Source organism: Streptomyces sp. CC53 (assembly GCF_001865245.1).
Taxonomy (GTDB): domain Bacteria; phylum Actinomycetota; class Actinomycetes; order Streptomycetales; family Streptomycetaceae; genus Streptomyces.
Map to the genome: position 1 here is coordinate 4,882 of NZ_MKXB01000005.1, position 20,436 is coordinate 25,317.

Consider the following 20,436-nt stretch of genomic DNA (forward strand, 5'->3'; position numbering starts at 1 on the left):
TGCGCGGGGCGGTCCGGGAGAGCGGGGCCGCTCATCGCACGGCCGCGGCGCCGCCGCCCGCGCCGATCACGGTGGTGTCCTTCGGGTCGATGAGGTCGGGCGCCCGCCAGCCGTGCTCGTCGTACTCGGCCATGCACTGCTCGACGAGGTCCTTGTAGGTGTCGAACTTGCCGGACGCCTGCTGGGCGTGCAGCGCCTCGAAGCGGATCTGCTCGTGGTTGCCCGCGTAGTTCATCTCGTACAGCTCCCAGCGGGCTCCGAACTCGGTGCCGACCGCGTCCCAGGCGAGCTTCATCAGCTTGACCCGGTCGATCGCCTCGACGCCGAGGCCCCGGACGTAGGTGTCGAGGTACGGGCGGATCTCGGGATCGGCCCAGTCGGCGGCGTGGGAGTTGTTGTAGACGAGGGCGCTGCCCAGGTCGCGCAGGAAGATCTCCCGGACCTTCGGGAAGACCGACGACGACAGCACGCGGAAGGCCATCGCGGTCTCGCCGTTCGGCGTGACCGTGCCGTCGGGCCACTTCGTCGGGTTGGACGCCATCGAGTCGACGAGCGCCCAGAACATGTTGCGGTAGGCCAGCACCTCGCCGAGCCGGCTCTGCACGCCGCGGAACTGGGAGGTCCCGGTGGTCTCCAGGCCCTTGGCGAGGAGTCCGGTGAGGAAGTCCATCTTGACGGCGAAGCGGACGCAGGCGTGGAACATGGCCCGGTAGAAGAACCCGGAGCCGTAGAAGAAGTTGTTCGCCTTGTCCACGTCGTAGCAGAAGACGTTCTCCCACGGGATGAGGACCTTGTCGAAGACGAGGATGCCGTCGTTCTCGTCCAGGCGGCTGCTGAGCGGCTGGTCGAAGGGGCTGCTCACGGTCGCCGCGGCGTACTCGTACGAGGGACGGGATATCACCTTGAGCCCGGGGCTGTTGGTGGGCACGATGAAGTACGCGGAGAACTCCTTCGCGCCGTCGGGGATGCGGCCGTAGCTGCCGATGAAGATGTGCTGGGTGAGCGCCGCACCCGTGCCGACGACCTTGGCGCCGGACACGACCAGCCCGGCGTCGGTCTCCTTGTCGACGGTGAGCATCACGTCCTTCAGCTCGGTCAGGCCGCGGTTGCGGTCGATCGGCGGGTTCACGATGCCGTGGCCGATGAAGAGGACCTTCTCCTGCGCGGAGCGGTACCAGTTCGTGGCGTTGTCCTCGAAGGGCGCGTAGTGCTCCTTGTTGGAGCCGAGGGTGGACAGGAACGCGGCCTTGAAGTCGGGGGTGCGGCCCATCCAGCCGTACGTCATCCTCGCCCACTCCTCCATCGCCCGCGCTGCCGTGCGCAGGTCGTCGGAGGTGTACGGCGCCTTGAAGTACGGGTGGGTGAACCCGCCGCTCCCGGTGTCCGTGGGCACGACCAGCCGGCTGCTGCGGGCCGGGTCGTGCAGCGCGTCGTAGAGCCTCGCCACCATGCGGGCGTTGTTCCGGAAGGCGGGGTGCGTCGTGACGTCCTCGACGCGCTCGCCGTAGATCCTCACGTCCCGGCCGTCGCGGAGGCTCTCCAGGTAGTCGTCCCCGGTCTGCGGACGGGTGGCGGAGCCGGGCTTGCGGTCGGTGCTGCTCATCCAGGGGTCACCTTTCACGGCGGTTCTGGAGCGGTCGCCGGCATGTGGGTGCCGCGCACCGCTCGGTCCACTGCCCGGAATCCTGCGGCACCCCGGGGCGCCCCGACAGTCGGCCGCTGTGGCTAGTACCGAAGGCGTAGTTCCTTTCCGCTAACCGCAAAGGGGCACTGTCCGGGCCGGGTTCGGGGGTGCGAGGCTCTGCGGTGCCGGGCGGGCACCGGTGGCGCCCCCACCGTTGCGGAGCCGGGCGCCACGCGGCTCCGGACGCGGCGCGCTCTCACCGGGACGCCGGCGTGGAGCCCGCCGCCCCTGCGGCCGACGCGCTCCCGCGCCGCCGGCCCCCGAGCCACCCCCGTGAGCGAGCCCCTGAGACGGAGGCGTAGAGGATGTCCGTGGCGCATCACGATGACGCGACCCGGCAGGACCTGCCGGCCGCCCAGCAGCCCGATTGGCCCGATCCGGCCGCGCTGCGCGCCACCGTCGCGCGCCTGGCCGCCGCTCCCCCGCTGGTCTCGCCGGAGGCGTGCGACCGGCTGCGCGACCGGCTCGGCGAGGTGGCGCGCGGCGGGGCGTTCCTGCTCCAGGGCGGCGACTGCGCCGAGACCCTCGACGGCGTCCCGCCGGGGGCGGTCGGCCGGACTCTGCAAGTCCTGCACCAGATGGGCGCCGTGCTCGCCTACGCGACGGCCGCCCCCGTGGTGAAGGTCGGCAGGCTGGCGGGGCAGTACGCGAAGCCGCGGTCCCTGCCGACGGAGACCCGCGACGGCGTGACCCTCTCCTCGTACCGGGGGGACGCGGTGAACGGGGTGGCGTTCACGGCGGCGGCCCGCACCCCGGACCCCGCGCGTCTGGAGCGGGTGTACGACGCCTCCGCGGCCACCCTGGAGGCGATGCGGCGGTTCCGGGACGGCGGCGGCGCCGACCTGGACCGGGCCCACGCACGCAACCTCGCCCACCTGTCCCGGTCGCCGCGGGGGCACCGGTACGCGCCGCTGCTCGACCGGATGGACGCGGCGCTCGCCTTCCTCCGCGCCTGCGGCGGCAACACGTCCGCGCCGCGCACCACCGAGGTGTTCGCCAGCCACGAGGCGCTGCTGCTGGACTACGAGACGCCCCTGGTCCGCACCGATTCCCGCACGGGACGCCGGTACGCCCTGTCGGGCCACATGGTGTGGATCGGCGAGCGGACCCGGCGGCTCGACGGCGCGCACGTCGCCTTCGCGGCCGGGGTGGCCAATCCGGTCGGGGTGAAGCTGGGCCCCGACGCGACGGCGGACGACGTCCTCGCGCTGGTCGACCGGCTCGACCCGGAGCGGACGCCCGGCCGCCTCACCCTGATCACCCGCATGGGCGCGGGGCGGATCCGGGAGCGGCTGCCGGAGCTGGTGGAGAAGGTGCGGGCGGAGGGCGCCCGGGTGGTGTGGGTGTGCGACGCCGTGCACGGCAACACCCGCACGGCCCCGAGCGGGCACAAGACGCGGCACGTCGACGCCGTCCTCGACGAGATCACCGGGTTCTTCGAGGTGCACCGGGAGGCGGGCACCCATCCGGGCGGGCTGCACCTGGAGTTGACCGGCGAGGACGTCACGGAGTGCGTGGGCGGAGACGACGAGGTGGGGTACGCCGACCTTCCGCTGCGGTACGCCTCCGCCTGCGATCCGCGCCTCAACCGCGACCAGTCGGTGGCGCTGGCGTTCCGGCTGGCGGCCTGGCTGGACTCCTGCCCGCCGGTGCCGTCGGGCGCGGCCGCCCCCCTCGTGCCCGCCCCGTACTGATCCGACGACGCACTGACCGGCACCCCGTGCCGACCGACACGACCGAGGAGAAGGGAACCGCCGTGCGCCATTTCGAGGACTTCCCCGAGGGTGCCGAGTACGCCCTCGGCACGGCCCGGCTGACGGAGCAGGACATCGTGGAGTACGCCCGCGCCTTCGACCCGATGCCCTTCCACCTGGATCCGGAGGCGGCGCGCCTGTCGCCGTTCGGCGGCCTGGTGGCGAGCGGCTGGCACACCGGGGCGGTGGTGACGGGGCTGTTCGTGCGGGCGCTCCTCGCCGACTCGTCCTGCCAGGGCTCGTACGGCATGGACGAGGTGCGGTTCCTTGCTCCGGTGCGGCCGGGCGACACGCTGCACGGCACCGCCGCGGTCGAGGAGGCCGCGCCGCACCCGAGGCGACCGGGCGTGGGCACGGTCCGCTTCCTGGTGGAGGCGCACGGCCGGGACGGCGTCCCGCTCTACCGGATGCGCACGCGCCTGCTCTTCGGGTGCCGCGTCCCGGCTCCCGCGGTCTGAGTCGGGCGTGCACCGGCCGGGCCGCCACGGTCGCTTCCGACGTCAGCGGGCTGAGCCCGGGCCGCCGGGCCGCCGCGGCGTGGATCGCGGGCACCGCCACGATCGGGCAGCGGAAGCACGGAGCAAGCGGGTGCCGGCCGGGTCGCCGGGCCCCCTCGGGCCGTGCCGGGGTACGCCTGCCTGGCCGCCCCGGCCGGAGCGCCCCGCCCCGCCGGGCCGCCCGCGGGCCCCGGCTGCGCACCCCCTGCCCGTGCGCGGGTCCCCGGGCGTGCCGGGGAGTGCGGGCGAGGCCCCGGCTGCCCCGGGGCCTCCACCGGACCCCCGTTCCTCCCCGGCAGTCCCCCGCCGGGGAGGAACGGGCTCTTGCCTATACGCACCGTTGCGTCTAGTCTTTGCAGGTGTGAGGGGCCGTCAGACACCACTCCGGCGCCCTACCACCGCCCGAAAGGTCCCGCCATGTTCCGCAACCGCCGCACCCGTCACACCGCGACCGTCGAGGCCGTCGCCCGCATCGCGCCCCGCATGGCCCGCATCACGCTGAGCGGCACGGGCATGTCCGCGTTCCGCTGCGACGAGCCGACGCAGTGGATCAAACTGCACGTCACGGACCCGGCCGACGGCCGCACGGTGGGCCGCGCCTACACCGTGCGGCACCAGCACCCCGGGGAGCCCCGCATCGACGTCGACGTGGTCCTGCACGGCAACGGCCCGGCCGCACGGTGGGCGGAGGCCGTCACGCCCGGCGAGGAGGTCTCCTTCGGCGGCCCGAGGGGCTCGTTCCGCCCCGTGCCGGGGGCCGACTTCTACCTGCTCGCGGGCGACGAGAGCGCCCAGCCCGCGGTGGCCACGATCGCGGAGCAGCTGCCGCCGGACGTGCGGGGCAGGGCGTACTTGGAAGTGGCGGGACCGCAGGACGAACTCGCACTGCGCACCCCACCGGGGCTGGAGGTCGTCTGGCTGCACCGCCCGGAGGGAGCCGCCAAGGGCGAGGCCCTGCGGGACGCCGTCTGCGGGGCGGAGGTCCCGGGGGCCCGGCCGGCCGCCTGGGTGGCGGGCGAGTCCACGGCGATCCGCGCCGTCCGGCGGCACCTCGCCGACGCGCTGGGCCTGCCCCGCGACGCGCTGTACGCCAAGGGGTACTGGAAGCGCGACGAGGCGGACCACCGCGACCCGCTCGCCTCGGACTGACGACGTCGGCCGGGCCCACGGCGGACGCCGCCTCCGCGGACGCGGGGCGACCGCCCGGCACCGTGCCGAAGCACCGCCCTGCGACGAGCCCTCGGGACGGCGGCCCCCCAGGAGCAGCGCACCCGCAGGGGCGGTGAGCCCGCAGAGGCGGCGAGCCGCACCGCACGGGCGGTGGAACCGCCGGCCGGCGACCGGCACGGGCCCCGCGGGCGCCTCCCGCACGACAGCGGCACGTATCCCCGGCAGGCGCCGCCGCGTTCAGGTCACCGCGGGATGACGGGCCGGGTCCGGCGCGGCCCCACCGGCCCGGGCGGCCCGCCCGAGGGCGCCGCCCACGAGACGGGGGTGAACCTGCCTGCGGACCACCGGTCCGCCGCCGTGCTCCACCCCGGTCAGGCGGAGCGCTTGCGGGACGAGCCCCGCTCCGTCGCGGTCTTCTTCGCCGCCGGCTTCTTGGCCGCCGTCTTCTTCCCGGTCGTCTTCCTGGCCGCAGCCTTCTCCGCCCCCGCGTCCTTGGCCTTGGACGCCGCCCTCGACGCCGCCTTGCGGGCCTGGCCCTCCGACGCCTTCGCCGCGGCCGACTTCTTGCCGCCCGCCGCCTTCGGCGCGGCCGGGGCGCGCGGGGGCGTCCTGCGGGAGCGGGAGGGCAGGTCCGTGACCGACGCCCCGGCCGCCCGCGCCACCTTCCCACCCGCCGCCTCCCCGCGGGCCTCGCGGGCCGCGCGGACGCTGCTCTCCAGCGCCGCCATCAAGTCGATGACCTGGGCGCCCCGTTCCGGAGCCGGCTCCGGGGGCGCCACCGCCCCCTCCGCCTTCGCGGCGATCAGCTCCTCCACCGCCGTCCGGTAGTCGTCGTGCAGTTCGCCGATGTCGACGGACCCGAGCGTGTCCATGAGGGCGTCCGCCAGGTCCAGTTCGGCGTCGCGGACGGTGACGGGCGTCTCGGGCGCCACGCCCTCGGGGCGGCGGATCTCGTCCGGCCAGAGCAGCCCGTGCATGGCGATCACGTCGTCCACGACCCGCAGCATCCCCAGCCGCTCCCGCCCGCGCAGCGCGTACTTGGCGATCGCGACGCGGTCGCTGCGCTTGAGCGCCTCACGCAGCAGCGTGTACGGCTTGGCGGCGGGCACGCCGTTCGCCTGCAGGTAGTAGGCGGCGTCCATCTGGAGCGGGTCGATCTGGGCGGCCGGCACGAAGGCGACGATCTCGATCGTCTTGGCGGTGGGCAGCGGCAGCGCGGCCAGGTCCTCGTCGGTGATCGGGATCATGGTGCCGTCGGCTTCCTCGTACGCCTTGCCGATCTCGGCCGCCGTCACCTCCCGCCCGTCGAGTTCGCACACCTTGCGGTAGCGGATCCGCCCGCCGTCCTCGGCGTGGATCTGGCGGAAGGAGACCGACCGGTTCTCCGTCGCGTTCACCAGCTTGATGGGGATGCTGACCAGCCCGAAGGAGATAGCGCCGTTCCATATGGATCGCACGGTTCATCCCTTTCGTACCGGAATCGTGGGATTCTCATGGTATGACGCCGATCACGGAGGTGGAGGGGCAGCGGATCGCCCTCAGCAACCTGGACAAGGTCATCCATCCGGCGACCGGGACGACGAAGGGGGAGATCCTGCACTACTACGCCGTCGTGGCGGACCTGCTCCTCCCCCATCTGCGTGACCGGCCGCTGTCCTTCCTCCGCTACCCGGACGGTCCGGACGGGCAGCTGTTCTTCACCAAGAACCCGCCGCCCGGCACCCCCGACTGGGTGACGACCGCGTCCGTCCCGCGCTCCGACGACCCGGGCGCCCGCCAGGTCGTCGTCGACGGCCTGGCGTCACTGATGTGGGCGGCCAACCTCGTGGTCGAGTTCCACACCCACCAGTGGCGGGCCGCCGACCCCGGTGTCGCCGACCGCCTCGTGTTCGACCTCGACCCCGGCGCCCCCGCGACGGTCGTCGACTGCTGCCGGGTCGCCCTCTGGCTGCGCGACCGGCTCGCCGCGGACGGCCTCACCGCGTACGCCAAGACCTCCGGTGCCAAGGGACTGCACCTGTACGCCGGGATCGAGCCGACGCCGTCGGACGTGGTGTCCGCGTACGCGAAGCGGCTCGCGGTGGAGGCGGAGGCGGAGCTGCCCCGGTCGGTGGTGCACCGGATGGCGAAGTCCCTGCGGCCCGGCAAGGTCTTCGTCGACCACAGCCAGAACGCGGCCGCGAAGACCACCGCCGCGCCCTACACGCTGCGGGCCCGGGCACGGCCCGCCGTCTCGACGCCGGTGACCTGGGAGGAGGTGGCGGCGTGCGGCCGCCCCGAGGAGCTGACGTTCCTGCTCGGCGACGCCGCCGCGCGCGCCGAGCGGTACGGGGACGTGCTGCGGCCGCTGGTGGACGGCACCGGAGCCGGCCCGGTCCCGGAAGGCTGAGGGCCGTACGTCAGTCCAGGTACGCGGAGGACTCCTCGGGCGACAGATCGGGACGCAGACGCAGCCAGGACGGCTGGCGGAGCAGTCCGCCCCCGGTGCGGGTGGCGTACCGGACCTCGCCCACCAGACGCGGCACCACCCAGCGGGCCGCCGCGGCCACCGGCGGCGCCTGGACGAACGGATGGGCGGCGGCCTCCGAGGCGTGGAGCAGGCGGGCCAGTTCGGCGCGTTCCCGCTCGCTCCAGCCGGTGCCGACGGCCCCGACGTACCGTAGGCCGCCGCCGGACGCCTCGAACTGGCCCATGAGCACCGAGCCGGGCAGCCCGGTGAGCCGTCCGGCCCCGGGCAGCCAGCCGCAGACGACGACGTCGGCGGTCCGCATGTTGCGGATCTTGATCCAGTCGCGGGAGCGGGCCCCGGGCGCGTAACGGGAGGCGATCCGCTTGCAGAGGAGGCCCTCCAGACCGTGCTCCTCGGTAGCCCGGAGCGCCTGCGCGCCGTGTCCGACGAGCGCGGCGGGCGTGGACCAGGTGGGCCCGGCCAGGGCCAGGGCTTCGAGCTCCTGCCGCCGCTCGCTCCAGGGCAGGCCGGTGAGGAGGCGGCCCCGCAGGTGGAGGACGTCGAACAGCACCGCGTGGACGGGTGCGCGGGCGGCCAGTCGGCGGGCGCGTTCCGGGGAGGCCGCGAGCCCCATGCGCGGCTGGAGCCGGGCGAAGTCGCTGCGCCCCCGCTCGTCCGGCATCACGATCTCCCCGTCGAGGACGGCCGCGAGCCCGGGGGGCAGCGCGTCGGCCAGGGGCCGCAGCTCGGGGTAGGCGGGGGTGATGTCCTCGCCGGAACGGGAGCGCAGGGCGAGGGTGCCGTCCCCGGGGAGGTAGAACACCGCGCGCTGGCCGTCCTGCTTCGTCTCGTAGGCCCAAGCGGCGTCCTGGGCGGGCGGCGGGAGGGTGCCGGCGGTGGCGAGCATGGGGGCGATGAGGGGCAGGTCCACGGGGTCAGTCCTGACCCGGCGCCGCGGGCTTCAGTCCCGCGGGGCCGACGATTCACCCGGGCCCGCACCGGCCGCGCGGGGCGGGCGCGCCCCCCGGCCGCGCGGGGCCGCGGTGCGCGGGGCGGCGGCACCGGTACGGGGGAGCCGTCCCGCTGCCCGCGGCCGTCACCGGCCGCAGCCACCCCTCCCCGCCCGCGGTACGGCGGAGTCGGGACACAACGGGTACGAGGTGCGGACAAGGGCGGGACAACGGCGGGGGAGGCGCTCGGAGATGTGGTCGGAGATGTGGCCGAGGCGTGTCCCAGGCGTGTCCGATTGCCGGGGCATCGGCGTCGCCGGTGTGGTGCACTATTGCCCCCAAGTGCAGTGTTCACGGGGAGGGAAGGCATGTTCACGGGGATCGACGAGGTCGACTGGGCCTCGCTGGGTCATGCCTACGGCCCGGCCGACGACGTGCCTGCGCTGCTGCGCGGGCTCGCCTCCGCCGATCCGGCGGAGCGCGAGCAGGCCCTGGACGGGATGTACGGCACGGTGCACCACCAGGGCGACGTGTACGACTCCACGCTGGCCTGCATCCCGTTCCTGCTGGAGCTCGTGGCCTGCCCGGAGGTGCAGGACCGCGGCTGCGTCGTGGAGTTGCTCGCCAGCATCGGCGGCATCGACCTTTCCGGCGACGACGAGATGCAGGAACTCGACCCGGACTGCGAGGAGTTCGAGGACGCGGCGAACTACGCGATGGCCGCGGCGGCGGTCGCCGCGGGCGCCGACGTGTTCCTGGGCCTGGTCGGCGACGAGGACCGGGAGGTCCGGCTGGCCGCGCCGGGGGCGCTCGCCTCGCTGCACGGCGACCCGGCGCGCGTCCTGGACCTGCTGCGGGAGCGGCTGACGGTCGAGCTGGACCCCGAGGTGCGGCTCGCGCTGGTGGAGGCTGTGGGGCGGATCGCGCTGCGGTACGAGTCGCTGCGCGAGGAGACCGTGGGCTGGCTGGGCTGGCTGTCCGGCGCGGCCCAGGACCCGGCGCTGCGGCTGGCGGCGCTGGCCCAGCTGGCCCGGTGCGCGCCCGCGCTGCTGCCCCGGGACGTGGCGGCGACGGTCATCGGGCTGCTGTCGGAGCTGCGGCACCAGCCGGACGGCTTCCACCAGGGCGGATGCGGACCGTCCTGCGCGGGCGGGGCGTGCCCTGCGGGAGTGGACGGCACCGGAGCGGGCGCCGGCGCGGCGGGGGGCGCCGACGGGCCCAGCGACGGTGTGGCCGGGGCTGGTGGTACGGCAGGGTCGGGTGGTTCCGCTACGCCGTCCGGGTTCGGCAGCGCAACCCTTGCGGGGGGCAACCCGCCCGCGACCCCGTGGGATTCGGCCAACTCGCGCACCATGCCCGGGGTACGTGAACCGGTCGCTCCGGTCGGCCTGCAGAGGGGCGCGCCCGAGGCCGCCGGCGATCTGCGGCCCACGGCGCCCACCCTCGTCGGGCAGCTCCGGGACGTGCGTGAGGAGCAGCGCGCGGGGCGGGGCACCGCCTGGGCCGACGACCTTCTGCGGACCCTGCACGGCGCCCTGGACGACCGGGTCGACGACCGCATCGCGCTGATCGTGGCCCAGCTGCGCAGCCCCGACACCGCGCAGCGGACCGACGCGGTGTGGATGTGCGGCGGCCTGGTCCGCACCTGGCGGGGCGACTACGACGAGGTGGTACGGCTGGTGGGGGCGCAGCTCGGCACCCCGGACGCGCGGCTGCGGGCGGCGTCCGCGAGCTGGCTGGAGGACCTGTTCGCCCTGGCCGCGCCGGCCGCCGACGCGCTGGCCGCGCGGGTCGGGTCGGAGCCGGCGCCGTGGGTGCCCGAGTGGGAGGGCGGCCGTCCCGGAGCGGCGCGGGCGCTGCTGGCGCTGACCCGGGCGGGCGACGCCCGGGCGGTGCCGGCGCTGGCGCGGGCGCTGGAGGAACCGGAGCCGCACGGGAGGCTGCTGTACGCGATCCCGCACCTGGAGGAGGGCGGCGCGCCGCTGGTGCCGGCGCTGCGCCGCCGGTTGGGGGCGCTGCCGCTGGACGACGACCTGGGCGAGCGGTGCGGTCCGCTGCTGCTGGCGCTGGCGCGGCTGCGGGCCGTGGAGGCGCTGCCCGAGGTGCTGCGGGTGCTGCGGGGCGCGCCGGCGTTCCGCCGCGAGTGGGTGCTGGAGTCGGCGTTGCGGGCGGTGGCGTCGTTCGGGCCCGCGGCCCGGGAGGCCGTGCCCGACCTACGGGTGCTGCTGAACGATCCGTCCGCGGGGATGGCCGCCGCGGCGGCGCGCGCCCTGTGGGCGGTGGAGGGCGGCGACGCCGGCGTGGTGCTGCCGAAGCTGCGCTCGCTGCTGCTGGCCGGGGACGCCCTCAGCCGCCGGTCGGCCGCCGGTGCCCTGGGCGCGTTCGGCGGCGCCGCGGCGGTGGCGGCACCGGAGCTGCGGGCCTGCCTGACGGCGCGGGACGTGTGGCTCCGGGTGGACGCGGCGGTCGCGCTCGGCCGGGTGACGGGCGGCCTGGGCGAGGTGCTGCCCGTGCTGGCGGCGGCCTGGCGGGAGAACCGCCACACCCGGTTGCGGGTCGCGGAGTTCCTGGCGGAGCTGGGCCCGGTCGGGGCGGGCAGGGGGCCAGGGGCGGCCGTGGTGCCGCTGCTGCGGGCGGAGCTGGCCCGCACCCGCCGGCACAACGCCTCGGCGGGGCTCGTCGGCGGCAGCGACCACGACGTCCACGACGACGAGCGGCTGCTGGCCCTGTGCCGGCAGGCCCTGGGGCAGGTGCGCGGGGACACGGCGCTCTGAGCCGTTCCGGCGGCGCACCCCGCCGCTCCCCCGCCACCCGGGTGGACGGCGCCGCCCGTGGCGGTCGGCCGGCGCCCCGGTGCCGCCGCGCCCGGCCGTACGCCGTGACGGGCCCGCGCGGTGGGCCACGGCACGCCGCCACCCGGCTGCCGCACCGTGGCGACACGCCCCGCCCGCGGTGAACGCGCTGCGGTGCGGGAGGAGCGGGTGAGGGGACGTCCGGCGCATAAGGTGTCGACACGGCCGCGCCGCCGCGGCCGTCGCCAGAAGCACCAGGAGCACCGTGACCCCGCACCGCCGCCGCCCGTCCGCGTACGCGGCCCGTCTGCTGCCGCTCGCGGCGGTCCCGTTCCTGTTGCTCCCGCTGGCGGCGGGGTGCGGTGACGCCGGCGGGCTGAAGAGCGCGGGTGCCACGCCCACCGCGGTGGGCCCGGTCCGCCTCTGGCCCGACCTGCCCCCGGTCACGGCGCCGCCGCACGACTACGGCGAGAACGACACGGAGACCGTGCCGGGGATCGAGGTGCCGGGCGGGGACGTGCACCGCGTGGACCCGGTCAAGGTGCTGCGGGCCGAGTTCGACGCGAACCCGGACACGTACACCGGGGCGGACGGCATGTACGAGGAGACGGTCGAGCGGATCCGGGCGTGCTCCGCCGCGCCCGGGGACTGCCCGGTCCTGAAGCCGTACTACCGGGACCTCACCGGCGACGGGAAGGACGAGCTCATCGTGGGTGTGCGCCTGCCGGAGCAGCTCGTGGCGGTGCGGTGCTACATGCCGGGGCCGGACGGTGAGCTGACCCGCGTCATGTCGACCGTGGACCAGATCGTGAGCGTCGAGCTGGCCGGCCGGGACCTCATCCTGCGCTCGGTGTCCGCGGGGATTCCCGGCTACGAGTACCGCACGGTGTGGTCCTGGGACGGGCAGCAGGGCACCATGCTGCCGGCCCGCGACGAGATCGTCCGGGTCAAACCGAGTCCGCCGGCGCAGGCGCCGCGGCCGGACGGCGGCTCCACGAGCGGACCCGACCCGGTGTCCCTGTCCGCGGACGAGCCCGAACCCGAGCCGCAGGGGAGCACCCGGTGAGCGCACCCCGCCGACCGGCCTGGACGGCGACCCTGACGTGGAAGGCCGCCGTCTTCATCACGTTGATGTGCTGCGCGCTGGCGGCGCTGCTGGGCGCGCTGGTCCACGTGTCGGTGACCCGGCAGACCGTCGACACGTCACGCGAGAAGGCGCTGGACCGTCTGGAGGAGGTGACGCGGGCGTACGAGGCGGGGGCGCCGCTGCCGCCGTACGCGGGGGTGGACCCGGAGGGCCTGCCCTCGGCGCTGCGGGACATGGCGGCCCGCGGCCGCCGCGGCACGATGGTGGCCGACCACCGGGGGCGGCCCACGATGTGGGCGGCGGGGCCCGCGGACGGACGGGCCCTGGCCGTCCGGCTCGACTACTCGCTGAGCGCCCGCATGATCAGCGGCCTCGACCAGGCGATCCTCGGCTCCTCGGTGCTGGCGATCGGGGCGACGCTGGTGGTGGGCTGGTTCGCGGTGACCCGGGTGACGCGACGGCTGCACCTGACCGCTCAGGTGGCGCGGCGGATCAGCGCGGGCGACCTGGACGCGCGGGTCAACGACCCCCGTACGAAGGACCCCTCACGGCCCCAGGACGAGGTGGCGACCGTGTCGGGCGCGCTCGACACCATGGCGTCTTCGCTTCAGGGCAAGCTGCTCAGCGAGCAGCGCTTCACCGCGGACGTGGCGCACGAGTTGCGCACCCCGCTGACGGGCCTGTCGGCGGCGGCCGAGCTGCTGCCGCCGGGGCGTCCCGCGGAGCTGGTGCGGGACCGGGTGCGGGCGATGCGGGCGCTGACGGAGGACCTGCTGGAGATCTCGCGGCTCGACACCCGCAGCGAGGCGGTCGACCTGGACGTGTACGCCCTGGGGCCGCTGGCCGAGCGGGTGGTGCGGGCGTCCGGGGCCTCCGGGGCGGCGGGGACGCGGGTGCGGATCGTGCGGGACGCGCGGGTCGAGACGGACCAGCGGCGGCTGGCGAGGGTGCTCGGGAACCTGCTGGCCAACGCGCACCTGCACGGCGCCCAGCCGGTGGAACTGACCGTGGACGGACCGGTGGTGACGGTCCGCGACCACGGACCGGGCTATCCGGCGTACCTGCTGGAGCACGGGCCGCAGCGGTTCCGCACGGAGAGCGGCAGCAAGGGGCACGGGCTGGGCCTGACCATCGCGAAGGGCCAGGCGGCGGCGATCGGCGCGGAGCTGCGGTTCGGGAACGCCCCGGACGGGGGCGCGCTGGCGCGGCTGACGCTGCCGGAGTACGTGGACCTCACGGCGGAGCCGGAGGCCGAACGGACGGCGCGGCCGGACGCGCGGTCCGCCGGCGCCTCCGGCGGACCGCGTGACGGCGACGGCTCCCCGCCCCCGGAGGCCGCCGGGCCAGAGGAGGACCCGCCGCAGGTCCCCGGGCCGCCGGAGACGTGAGCCTTCGGCACGGGAGGGGCCGGCTGACGCGCCGTCGGCGCGGGGTTCGGCCGGCCGGGCCGGCGGAGCGCTGGGGCGTGCGGCCCCGCGCCGCGGCCTGACGGGGCATCGGCACTGCGGCGGGGCCGTCCGCCGGGACCGCACGCCACGTGAGCGGACCCCGCACCGCCATAAAGGACATACTTCACATATCTTGCTACGTTGCCGTGCATGACCGCAGCGGCATCGGACCCTCCCCCTCCGCCGGTGCCGCTCGCCAAGCGGCGCGGAGTGGAGCTGTCCCTCCTCGTCTGCGCCGTCCTGTGCTCGGTGCTCGGCTACGCCGACGTCGGCCTCGCCCACAGCGGCGCCGTGCCGCCCGACGTCGCCGGGTACGGCACCGGGCTCGGACTGCTGGCGCTGCTCGCGCACCTGGCGGTGCGCCTGTGCGCCCCGTACGCCGACCCGCTGCTGCTGCCCATCGCGGTGCTCCTCAACGGCCTCGGCCTGGTCCTCATCTACCGCCTCGACCTGGAGACCCCCGCCGACCGGGCGGCTCCCACGCAGCTCGTCTGGTCGGCGCTCGGTGTGGCGCTGTTCGCGGTGGTCGTGGTGTGCCTGCGGGACCACCGGCTGCTGCGGCGGTACGCGTACGTGTCGGTGGCCGCCGCGCTGGCCCTGCTCATCCTGCCGATCTTCTTCCCCGCCGTGAACGGCGCGCGGATCTGGGTCCGGGTGGGCGGCCTGTCCTTCCAGCCGGGCGAGTTCGCGAAGATCCTGCTGGCGGTGTTCTTCGCGGCGTACCTGGCGGCGAACGGCTCGGTGCTCGCGCGCCGCCGGGGCCGCGGTCTCCTCGGCACGCGGCTGCCGCCCGGCCGGGTGCTGGCGCCGGTCGTCGCGGTGTGGCTGACCAGCGTCGGCGTGCTCGTGCTCGAACGGGACCTGGGGACCTCGCTGCTGTTCTTCGGGCTCTTCGTGATCATGCTGTACGTGGCGACCGGGCGGACCGGCTGGATCGCGCTCGGCCTGCTGCTGGCCGCGGCCGGGGCGTACGCCGTCGGGTCCCTGGAGCCGCACGTCAACAGCCGGGTGGAGGACTGGCTGCACCCGTTCGCGTCGATCGAGGCGGGCCAGGGTCCGGGGCAGCTCGCCCAGTCGCTGTTCGCGTTCGCCGCGGGCGGGATGTTCGGGTCCGGGCTGGGGCTCGGGCACTCGTCGCTCATCGGCTTCGCCGCGAAGTCGGACTTCATCCTGGCGACGGCGGGCGAGGAGCTGGGGCTCGCCGGGCTGACGGCGCTCTTCCTGCTGTACGCGCTGCTGGTGGCCCGCGGCTACCGCTCGGGGCTCGCGCTGCGGGACCCGTTCGGGCGGCTGCTGGCGATCGGGCTCGCCTCGATCCTGGCGCTCCAGGTCTTCGTCATCGCGGGCGGGGTGATGGGGCTGATCCCCCTGACGGGGATGGCGATGCCGTTCCTGGCGCAGGGCGGTTCGTCCGTGGTCACGAACTGGATCATGGTGGCGTTGCTGATCCGGCTCAGCGACTCCGCCCGCGACCCGCGTGGCGGCCCGCTCACCCCGGGTCCGGCCACCCTCACCGACGCCGACGCCCCGCCGGCGGACACCGGCAGCGGTGCCCCCGCCGGCCCGCACGCCCCCACGCACGCCGACACCGGACCGGAGGCCGGCACCGGCACCCGCGGCGGCCCCGCCGCCCGGGCCGCCGGCGCCGGGGCCGCGCCTCCGGACGCAGCCGTACCGCGGGAGGAAGCCCGTTGACCAGATGCATCCGGCGCGCCGCCGCCCTCTGCCTCGTCCTTCTGATCGCGCTGCTGGTCAACGCGGCCCGCGTGCAGGTCTTCGAGGCGGACCGGCTGGACGGGAACCCGGGCAACCGCCGCCCCGTGCTGGCCCGGTACGCGGCGCCGCGCGGCAACATCCTCGTCGACGGGCAGCCGGTCACCGGCTCCAAGGACACCGGCGAGATCCTCCGCTACGAACGCACCTACACCGACGGCCCGCTGTACGCGCCGGTCACCGGCTACGCGTCCCAGACGTACGGAACGACGCTGATCGAGGACGCCGAGGACGCCCTGCTGTCCGGCACCAGTCCGCTGCTCGCCCCGCTGCCGCTGTGGAGCGACGTCAGCCGCACCACCCGCCGCCCCGCCGGCAACGTGTCCACCACGATCAGGGGCGCACTCCAGCAGGCGGCGTTCCGCGGCCTCGCGGGCCGCCGGGGGGCGGTCGCGGCCGTCGAGCCGTCGAGCGGACGCGTCCTGGCGCTGGTGTCGAGCCCCTCGTACGAGCCGGGCCTGCTGTCCGGCACGGGAAGCGAAGCCGCCACGGCCTGGGCGCGGCTCAACACGGCGGCGACCCGCCCCATGCTGAACCGGGCGCTGCACGAGACGTACCCCCCGGGCTCCACCTTCAAGATCGTGACGGCCGCGGCGGCGCTGGACGCGGGCGTCGTCACCGACGTGGACGCGCCGACGGGCGTCCCGGAGCCGTACGTGCTGCCGGGCACCCGGACGGCGCTGCCGAACGCCGCCACGGGCTGCGCGGACGCGTCCCTCGCCTACGCCGTCCGCTGGTCGTGCAACACGGTGATGGCGGCGCTGGGGGTGCGGACGGGCGAGCGGAAGATGCTGGAGACGGCCCGGTCGTTCGGCTTCAACGACCCGGACCTGCGGATCCCCTCCCGCGTGGCGCGCTCCAACGTCGACACCGGCATGTCCCCCGACCAGCTGGCGCTGTCCTCCATCGGCCAGTACGACACGACGGCGACGCCGCTCCAGATGGCGATGGTCGCGGCGGCCGTCGCGAACGGCGGCGACCTGGCGCACCCGTACCTCGTCGACTCCACCACGACGGCGGCGGGCGGCCTGGTCCGCCAGACCATGCGGCGCAGCTACGGCCGGGCGATGACACCGTCGACGGCGCTGCGGCTGCGGAAGCTGATGGTGGACGTGGTGGAGCGGGGCTCGGGCGGCAACGCGGCCATCGAGGGCGCGGAGGTCGGCGGCAAGACCGGCACCGCACAGCACGGCGTGGGCAACCACGGCACCCCGTACGCCTGGTTCATCGGCTGGGCGCGGGCCGAGGGCGCGGCCCGGCCCGCGGTGGCGGTGGCGGTGGTCGTGGAGGACGCCTCCGCCCGCCGGGAGGAGATCAGCGGCGGCGGCAGCGCGGCGCCCATCGCCCGCTCGGTGATGGAGGCGGCCATCTCACTGGACGGAAAAGACCGCGCCTGAGCGGGCGGGGGTGCCTAAGGTGCGCCCCATGACACTCGACACCGCTTTCGAACTGGCCCAGGTGAACATAGCCCGACTGAAACACCCTCTGGACGGCCCGGAGTTGAAGGACTTCGTGGACGCGCTCGACCCCGTGAACGCGATCGCCGAGGCGGCGGACGGTTTCGTGTGGCGGCTGAAGAACGACGAGGGCAACTCCACGGACGTCTACGCCTTCGGTGACGAGTGGCTGATCGTCAACATGTCCGTGTGGCGGGACCCGAACGCCCTGACCGCCTTCATGTACCAGGGGCTGCACCGCGAGATGCTGTCCCGCCGCCACGAGTTCTTCGAGCGGGTCAAGGAGGCCATGACCACGCTGTGGTGGGTCGAGTCGGGCCACCGCCCGACGGTGGCGGAGGCCGAGGAGCGGCTGCTGCACCTGCGGGCCCACGGGCCGACCCCGTACGCCTTCGACCTGCGCAGGAGCTTCCCGCCTGGGGCCGCTCTGCCGCAGCCGCGGCAGCCCGAGGCGGTGCACGCGCCCGACGCCGGCTGACGACCGGTCCCCCGGCCCTGGAGCCTGACGGCCGCCTCCTGCCGCGGGCCGCGGGTCGCGGGAAGGCGGCCGTCCCTCCCGCGGGCGGCGGGCGCTGCCGGTCCAAGCGGCGTGCGTCGCCCCCGGCTGCGGGCACGGTGCCCCGCTCCGCGAGGCGCGGGGGGGGCGCGTCGGGCGGGTCGGGGCCGCTGTGCGGGAAGGCCGGCGGCGGGGGCGCGGCCGGGGCACCGGGCGCAACCGGCCGCTTATGAGACTCATCGTCAACAAGTCCTGCCGGAGGGATTGACGGGCTTGCTGACACCGAGTCTCATAAGGGTGAAGCCTCGGGGCCCCGCACCCGACACGTCCCGAACGTCCCGAACGTGAGGTGGCCGCACCCATGACGACCGTGTCCGAACCCGATCTGCGTCTGCTGCGCGACGCGCTGGGCCCGCTGCGGGACCGCGAACAGGTCGCCGCACGGCTGCTGGAGTCCTCCGCGAAGCACTCCTTCGACCCCGACGAGGAACTGGACTGGGACGCCCCCTTCGAGGAGGGCAAGTGGTTCTGGCCCCCGGAGCTCGTCTCGCTCTACGACACCCCGCTGTGGCGCAGGATGTCCGAGGAGCAGCGCATGGACCTGGCCCGGCACGAGGCGGCCTCCCTGGCCTCCCTGGGCATCTGGTTCGAGATCATCCTCATGCAGCTGCTCGTCCGGCACATCTACGACAAGTCGGTGACCAGCAACCACGTCCGCTACGCGCTCACCGAGATCGCCGACGAGTGCCGCCACTCGATGATGTTCGCGCGCATGATCCAGCGGGGCGGCGCCCCGGCGTACCCGGTGCCGCGGCTCTACCACAACATGGCCCGCGTCCTGAAGACGGTGTCCACCACCCCGGGTTCGTTCGCGGCGACCCTGCTGGGCGAGGAGATCCTCGACTGGATGCAGCGGCTGACGTTCCCCGACGAGCGGGTCCAGCAGCTGGTGCGGGGCGTGACCCGCATCCACGTGGTGGAGGAGGCCCGGCACGTCCGGTACGCCCGCGAGGAGCTGCGCCGCCAGATGGTGACGGCGCCGCGCTGGGAGCAGGAGTTCACCCGGCTGAGCTGCGGCCAGGCCGCGAAGGTCTTCTCGGTGTGCTTCATCAACCCGCAGGTGTACGAGAACGTGGGCCTGGACCGCCGCGAGGCCGTCGCCCAGGTCAGGGCCAGCGGCCACCGCAGGGAGGTCATGCAGACCGGTGCGAAGCGGCTCACGGACTTCCTCGACGACATCGGCGTCCTGCGCGGCCCTGGCCGCCGCATGTGGAAGAACTCGGGCCTGCTGGCGTAGCCGCCCCGGGACCGGCCGGGACGGCGCCCGCCGGGGCGGGCCGGGGCCGGGAGGGCGGAGTGAGGCTGCCCGTATGACGAGTGCCGCCACGGGGTGGTCCTCGCGCACCACGTCCCGGTAGATCCGGAGGTCGGTGCGCTGGTTCCTCATGAGCATGAACGCGGAGTGCGGCGAGAACGGACCCGACGCGCTTCCGCTGTCGTCCACGGTCATGCGGAGCAGCCCGTAGCAGACCCATGGACTTTCCCACGGGGTGAGGATGACGCCCCCGGGCTTCACCTGGTCGACCCACGGACGCGGGACGGACCGTACGGAGCACGTCGCCACGAGCCGGTCATACGGCGCGTTGTCCGGGTACCCCTCGGCCCCGTCCCCAGTCACCACGGCAGCGGTGACACCCTCCTTCCGCAGACGCTCCCCGGCTTCCCCGGCCAACACGGGGTCGACTTCCACGGTCGTCACGTTCCCCGGGCCGGCGACATGGGCCAGGAGACCCGCGTTCCACCCGGTTCCGGTGCCGATCTCCAGGACCCTGTGTCCCTCGTGAACGTCGAGCATGTGCAGCATCCGGAACACGATGCTCGGGGCGCTCGCGGATGATGACGCCCACCGCTCGCCGTCGTCGGGGTCCTCGCCGTCGTTGATCTGCGTCACGACGGAATCGTTGGCGTAGACGGCGCGAAGCCACGTTTCCGGGGCGTCCGCCCGGTTGCACGGCTCCAGGTCGTCACCCAGAAACACGCGCTCGGGGACGAACGCGGAGCGGGGAACGTTCCACGCCGCACGCTCCCACTCGGGCGTCACCGGCGCGTCCATGTCGTCGTTCACCGCGCCGAGCAGACCGCGCAGGGCGATTCGCTCGGACGCGGCGAACTTCGGTGTCGTCACCTGCGTCAGTCTTCCTTCTTGTGCTTCGGCGGGTCCTTCGGCTTGGCGGTGTCGGACGACGGCTTGGACGTGCCCGGGTCCTTCCCCCCGGAGTGCTGCCCGTTGCCTCCGCTGCCGCCCTCACCCGTTCCCCATCCCATGGTGTTCCCTCTCTTGGTTACGTACGGATCTCGGAAACCCGCCCGGTGGCATCACGTCCCCACAGGGGCCGCACCGGACGGGCGTGGTGCACCCGAGCGCACCGCCCTGAATCGCGGAGGTGTGCCCGGGGAGTCTTCAGGCCTACTCGTCCTCGCCGGAGAACTCCGGCGGCGTGGCGCCCGGCGGGAAGTACACGACCCCGGATCGGGGATCTTGAGCCCCGCCGTACTCCGTCCACCAGCCCTCGGGAGAGTCCCTGTACGGGCTGTCAGGGCTGTCGAGGAGGCTCACCGGCTCCGGGGCCGGTAGCGGCCGCACAGGACACCTCCGGAGCCGCACAGGGGTCATCAGTCTTTCCGGTACGGCTTGGCGCACTTGCTGTGCCGGTAGACCACGGCGGGCGGTCCCGACTGCCGTTCCACCGATCCCCGGCGGCAGGGCTCAAGCACCCCGATCGGCTGGTTTCACTCGGGGCAGGTCACCCCCTCGGGCGCGTACGTCGCGTACTCGTCCCTGCGGGCGTCCGTGTCTCTGGTCGTACTCCCCACCGCTG

General features: G+C 74.8%; 15 protein-coding genes and 1 pseudogene. 11 read left to right on the forward strand and 5 right to left on the reverse strand.

Going from position 1 to position 20,436, the window contains the following annotated elements; translation table 11 throughout:
- Positions 1–31: 31 nt before the first annotated feature.
- Positions 32–1,603 carry a 4-hydroxyphenylacetate 3-hydroxylase N-terminal domain-containing protein gene (locus tag BJP40_RS00360; protein WP_071277522.1) on the reverse strand — a complete coding sequence of 524 codons (1,572 nt, stop codon included), beginning with the start codon at positions 1,601–1,603 and terminating at the stop codon, positions 32–34.
- Positions 1,604–1,989: 386 nt separating this feature from the next.
- Here BJP40_RS00360 and BJP40_RS00365 point away from each other — a divergent pair, with 386 nt between their 5' ends.
- The 3 genes from BJP40_RS00365 (at position 1,990) to BJP40_RS00375 (ending at position 5,084) form a co-directional block, all read left to right on the forward strand.
- A complete protein-coding gene (locus tag BJP40_RS00365; protein ID WP_071277524.1) occupies positions 1,990–3,378 on the forward strand; it encodes a class II 3-deoxy-7-phosphoheptulonate synthase in 1,389 nt (462 codons plus the stop codon).
- A 26-nt stretch (positions 3,379–3,404) separates the two neighbouring features.
- Positions 3,405–3,896, forward strand: coding sequence for a MaoC family dehydratase (locus BJP40_RS32540; protein ID WP_071277526.1), 492 nt, complete (start codon positions 3,405–3,407; stop codon positions 3,894–3,896).
- A gap of 456 nt (positions 3,897–4,352) precedes the next feature.
- Positions 4,353–5,084, forward strand: coding sequence for a siderophore-interacting protein (locus BJP40_RS00375; protein WP_071277528.1), 732 nt, complete (start codon positions 4,353–4,355; stop codon positions 5,082–5,084).
- A 392-nt stretch (positions 5,085–5,476) separates the two neighbouring features.
- Here BJP40_RS00375 and BJP40_RS00380 read toward each other — a convergent pair whose 3' ends face one another.
- Positions 5,477–6,562, reverse strand: coding sequence for a Ku protein (locus BJP40_RS00380; RefSeq protein WP_071277530.1), 1,086 nt, complete (start codon positions 6,560–6,562; stop codon positions 5,477–5,479).
- Positions 6,563–6,603: 41 nt separating this feature from the next.
- On the opposite strand from BJP40_RS00380, the gene ligD reads away from it, so the two are divergent.
- The gene (ligD, locus tag BJP40_RS00385; RefSeq protein WP_071277532.1) at positions 6,604–7,494 is read left to right on the forward strand and encodes a non-homologous end-joining DNA ligase; all 891 of its coding nucleotides are present in this window, start codon (positions 6,604–6,606) and stop codon (positions 7,492–7,494) included.
- 10 nt (positions 7,495–7,504) lie between these two features.
- On the opposite strand, the gene BJP40_RS00390 is transcribed toward ligD, so the two are convergent.
- Positions 7,505–8,485: an ATP-dependent DNA ligase gene (locus BJP40_RS00390; protein WP_071277534.1), complete on the reverse strand. Its 981-nt coding sequence runs from the start codon at positions 8,483–8,485 to the stop codon at positions 7,505–7,507.
- Between the two features lie 387 nt (positions 8,486–8,872).
- On the opposite strand from BJP40_RS00390, the gene BJP40_RS00395 reads away from it, so the two are divergent.
- From BJP40_RS00395 to BJP40_RS00425, 7 genes are all read left to right on the forward strand, one after another.
- Positions 8,873–11,278, forward strand: coding sequence for a HEAT repeat domain-containing protein (locus BJP40_RS00395; protein WP_071277536.1), 2,406 nt, complete (start codon positions 8,873–8,875; stop codon positions 11,276–11,278).
- Between the two features lie 283 nt (positions 11,279–11,561).
- Positions 11,562–12,362, forward strand: a complete 801-nt coding sequence (locus BJP40_RS00400) for a hypothetical protein (RefSeq protein ID WP_371258575.1) — start codon at positions 11,562–11,564, stop codon at positions 12,360–12,362.
- Entirely contained in the window at positions 12,359–13,771 is a 1,413-nt protein-coding gene (locus tag BJP40_RS00405; protein WP_071277538.1) for a HAMP domain-containing sensor histidine kinase, read from the forward strand. Before BJP40_RS00400 ends, BJP40_RS00405 begins: the two co-directional genes overlap by 4 nt.
- Positions 13,772–13,981: 210 nt before the next feature.
- Positions 13,982–15,526 carry an FtsW/RodA/SpoVE family cell cycle protein gene (locus BJP40_RS00410; protein ID WP_079170809.1) on the forward strand — a complete coding sequence of 515 codons (1,545 nt, stop codon included), beginning with the start codon at positions 13,982–13,984 and terminating at the stop codon, positions 15,524–15,526.
- A complete protein-coding gene (locus BJP40_RS00415; RefSeq protein ID WP_071268544.1) occupies positions 15,523–17,001 on the forward strand; it encodes a penicillin-binding transpeptidase domain-containing protein in 1,479 nt (492 codons plus the stop codon). Before BJP40_RS00410 ends, BJP40_RS00415 begins: the two co-directional genes overlap by 4 nt.
- Before the next feature lie 28 nt (positions 17,002–17,029).
- A complete protein-coding gene (locus BJP40_RS00420; protein ID WP_071277540.1) occupies positions 17,030–17,539 on the forward strand; it encodes a DUF3291 domain-containing protein in 510 nt (169 codons plus the stop codon).
- Positions 17,540–17,918: 379 nt separating this feature from the next.
- A complete protein-coding gene (locus tag BJP40_RS00425; protein WP_071277541.1) occupies positions 17,919–18,854 on the forward strand; it encodes a diiron oxygenase in 936 nt (311 codons plus the stop codon).
- A 255-nt stretch (positions 18,855–19,109) separates the two neighbouring features.
- Here BJP40_RS00425 and BJP40_RS31195 read toward each other — a convergent pair.
- Together BJP40_RS31195 and BJP40_RS35065 are read right to left on the reverse strand one after the other, a co-directional pair.
- A pseudogene (locus tag BJP40_RS31195) lies at positions 19,110–19,670 on the reverse strand (methyltransferase domain-containing protein); the annotation flags it as partial.
- Between the two features lie 77 nt (positions 19,671–19,747).
- Complete coding sequence (locus BJP40_RS35065) at positions 19,748–19,882, reverse strand: hypothetical protein (RefSeq protein ID WP_256220573.1); 135 nt, start codon at positions 19,880–19,882, stop codon at positions 19,748–19,750.
- Between the last annotated feature and the right edge of the window lie 554 nt (positions 19,883–20,436).

Excerpts from the sequence above, each read along its gene's own strand:
- BJP40_RS00360 (WP_071277522.1), bottom strand. The coding sequence starts at position 1,603 with ATGAGCAGCACCGACCGCAAGCCCGGCTCCGCCACCCGTCCGCAGACC.
- BJP40_RS00365 (WP_071277524.1), top strand. The coding sequence starts at position 1,990 with ATGTCCGTGGCGCATCACGATGACGCGACCCGGCAGGACCTGCCGGCC.
- BJP40_RS00375 (WP_071277528.1), top strand. The coding sequence starts at position 4,353 with ATGTTCCGCAACCGCCGCACCCGTCACACCGCGACCGTCGAGGCCGTC.
- ligD (WP_071277532.1), top strand. The coding sequence starts at position 6,604 with ATGACGCCGATCACGGAGGTGGAGGGGCAGCGGATCGCCCTCAGCAAC.
- BJP40_RS00395 (WP_071277536.1), top strand. The coding sequence starts at position 8,873 with ATGTTCACGGGGATCGACGAGGTCGACTGGGCCTCGCTGGGTCATGCC.
- BJP40_RS00410 (WP_079170809.1), top strand. The coding sequence starts at position 13,982 with ATGACCGCAGCGGCATCGGACCCTCCCCCTCCGCCGGTGCCGCTCGCC.
- BJP40_RS00420 (WP_071277540.1), top strand. The coding sequence starts at position 17,030 with ATGACACTCGACACCGCTTTCGAACTGGCCCAGGTGAACATAGCCCGA.
- BJP40_RS00425 (WP_071277541.1), top strand. The coding sequence starts at position 17,919 with ATGACGACCGTGTCCGAACCCGATCTGCGTCTGCTGCGCGACGCGCTG.
- BJP40_RS35065 (WP_256220573.1), bottom strand. The coding sequence starts at position 19,882 with ATGGGATGGGGAACGGGTGAGGGCGGCAGCGGAGGCAACGGGCAGCAC.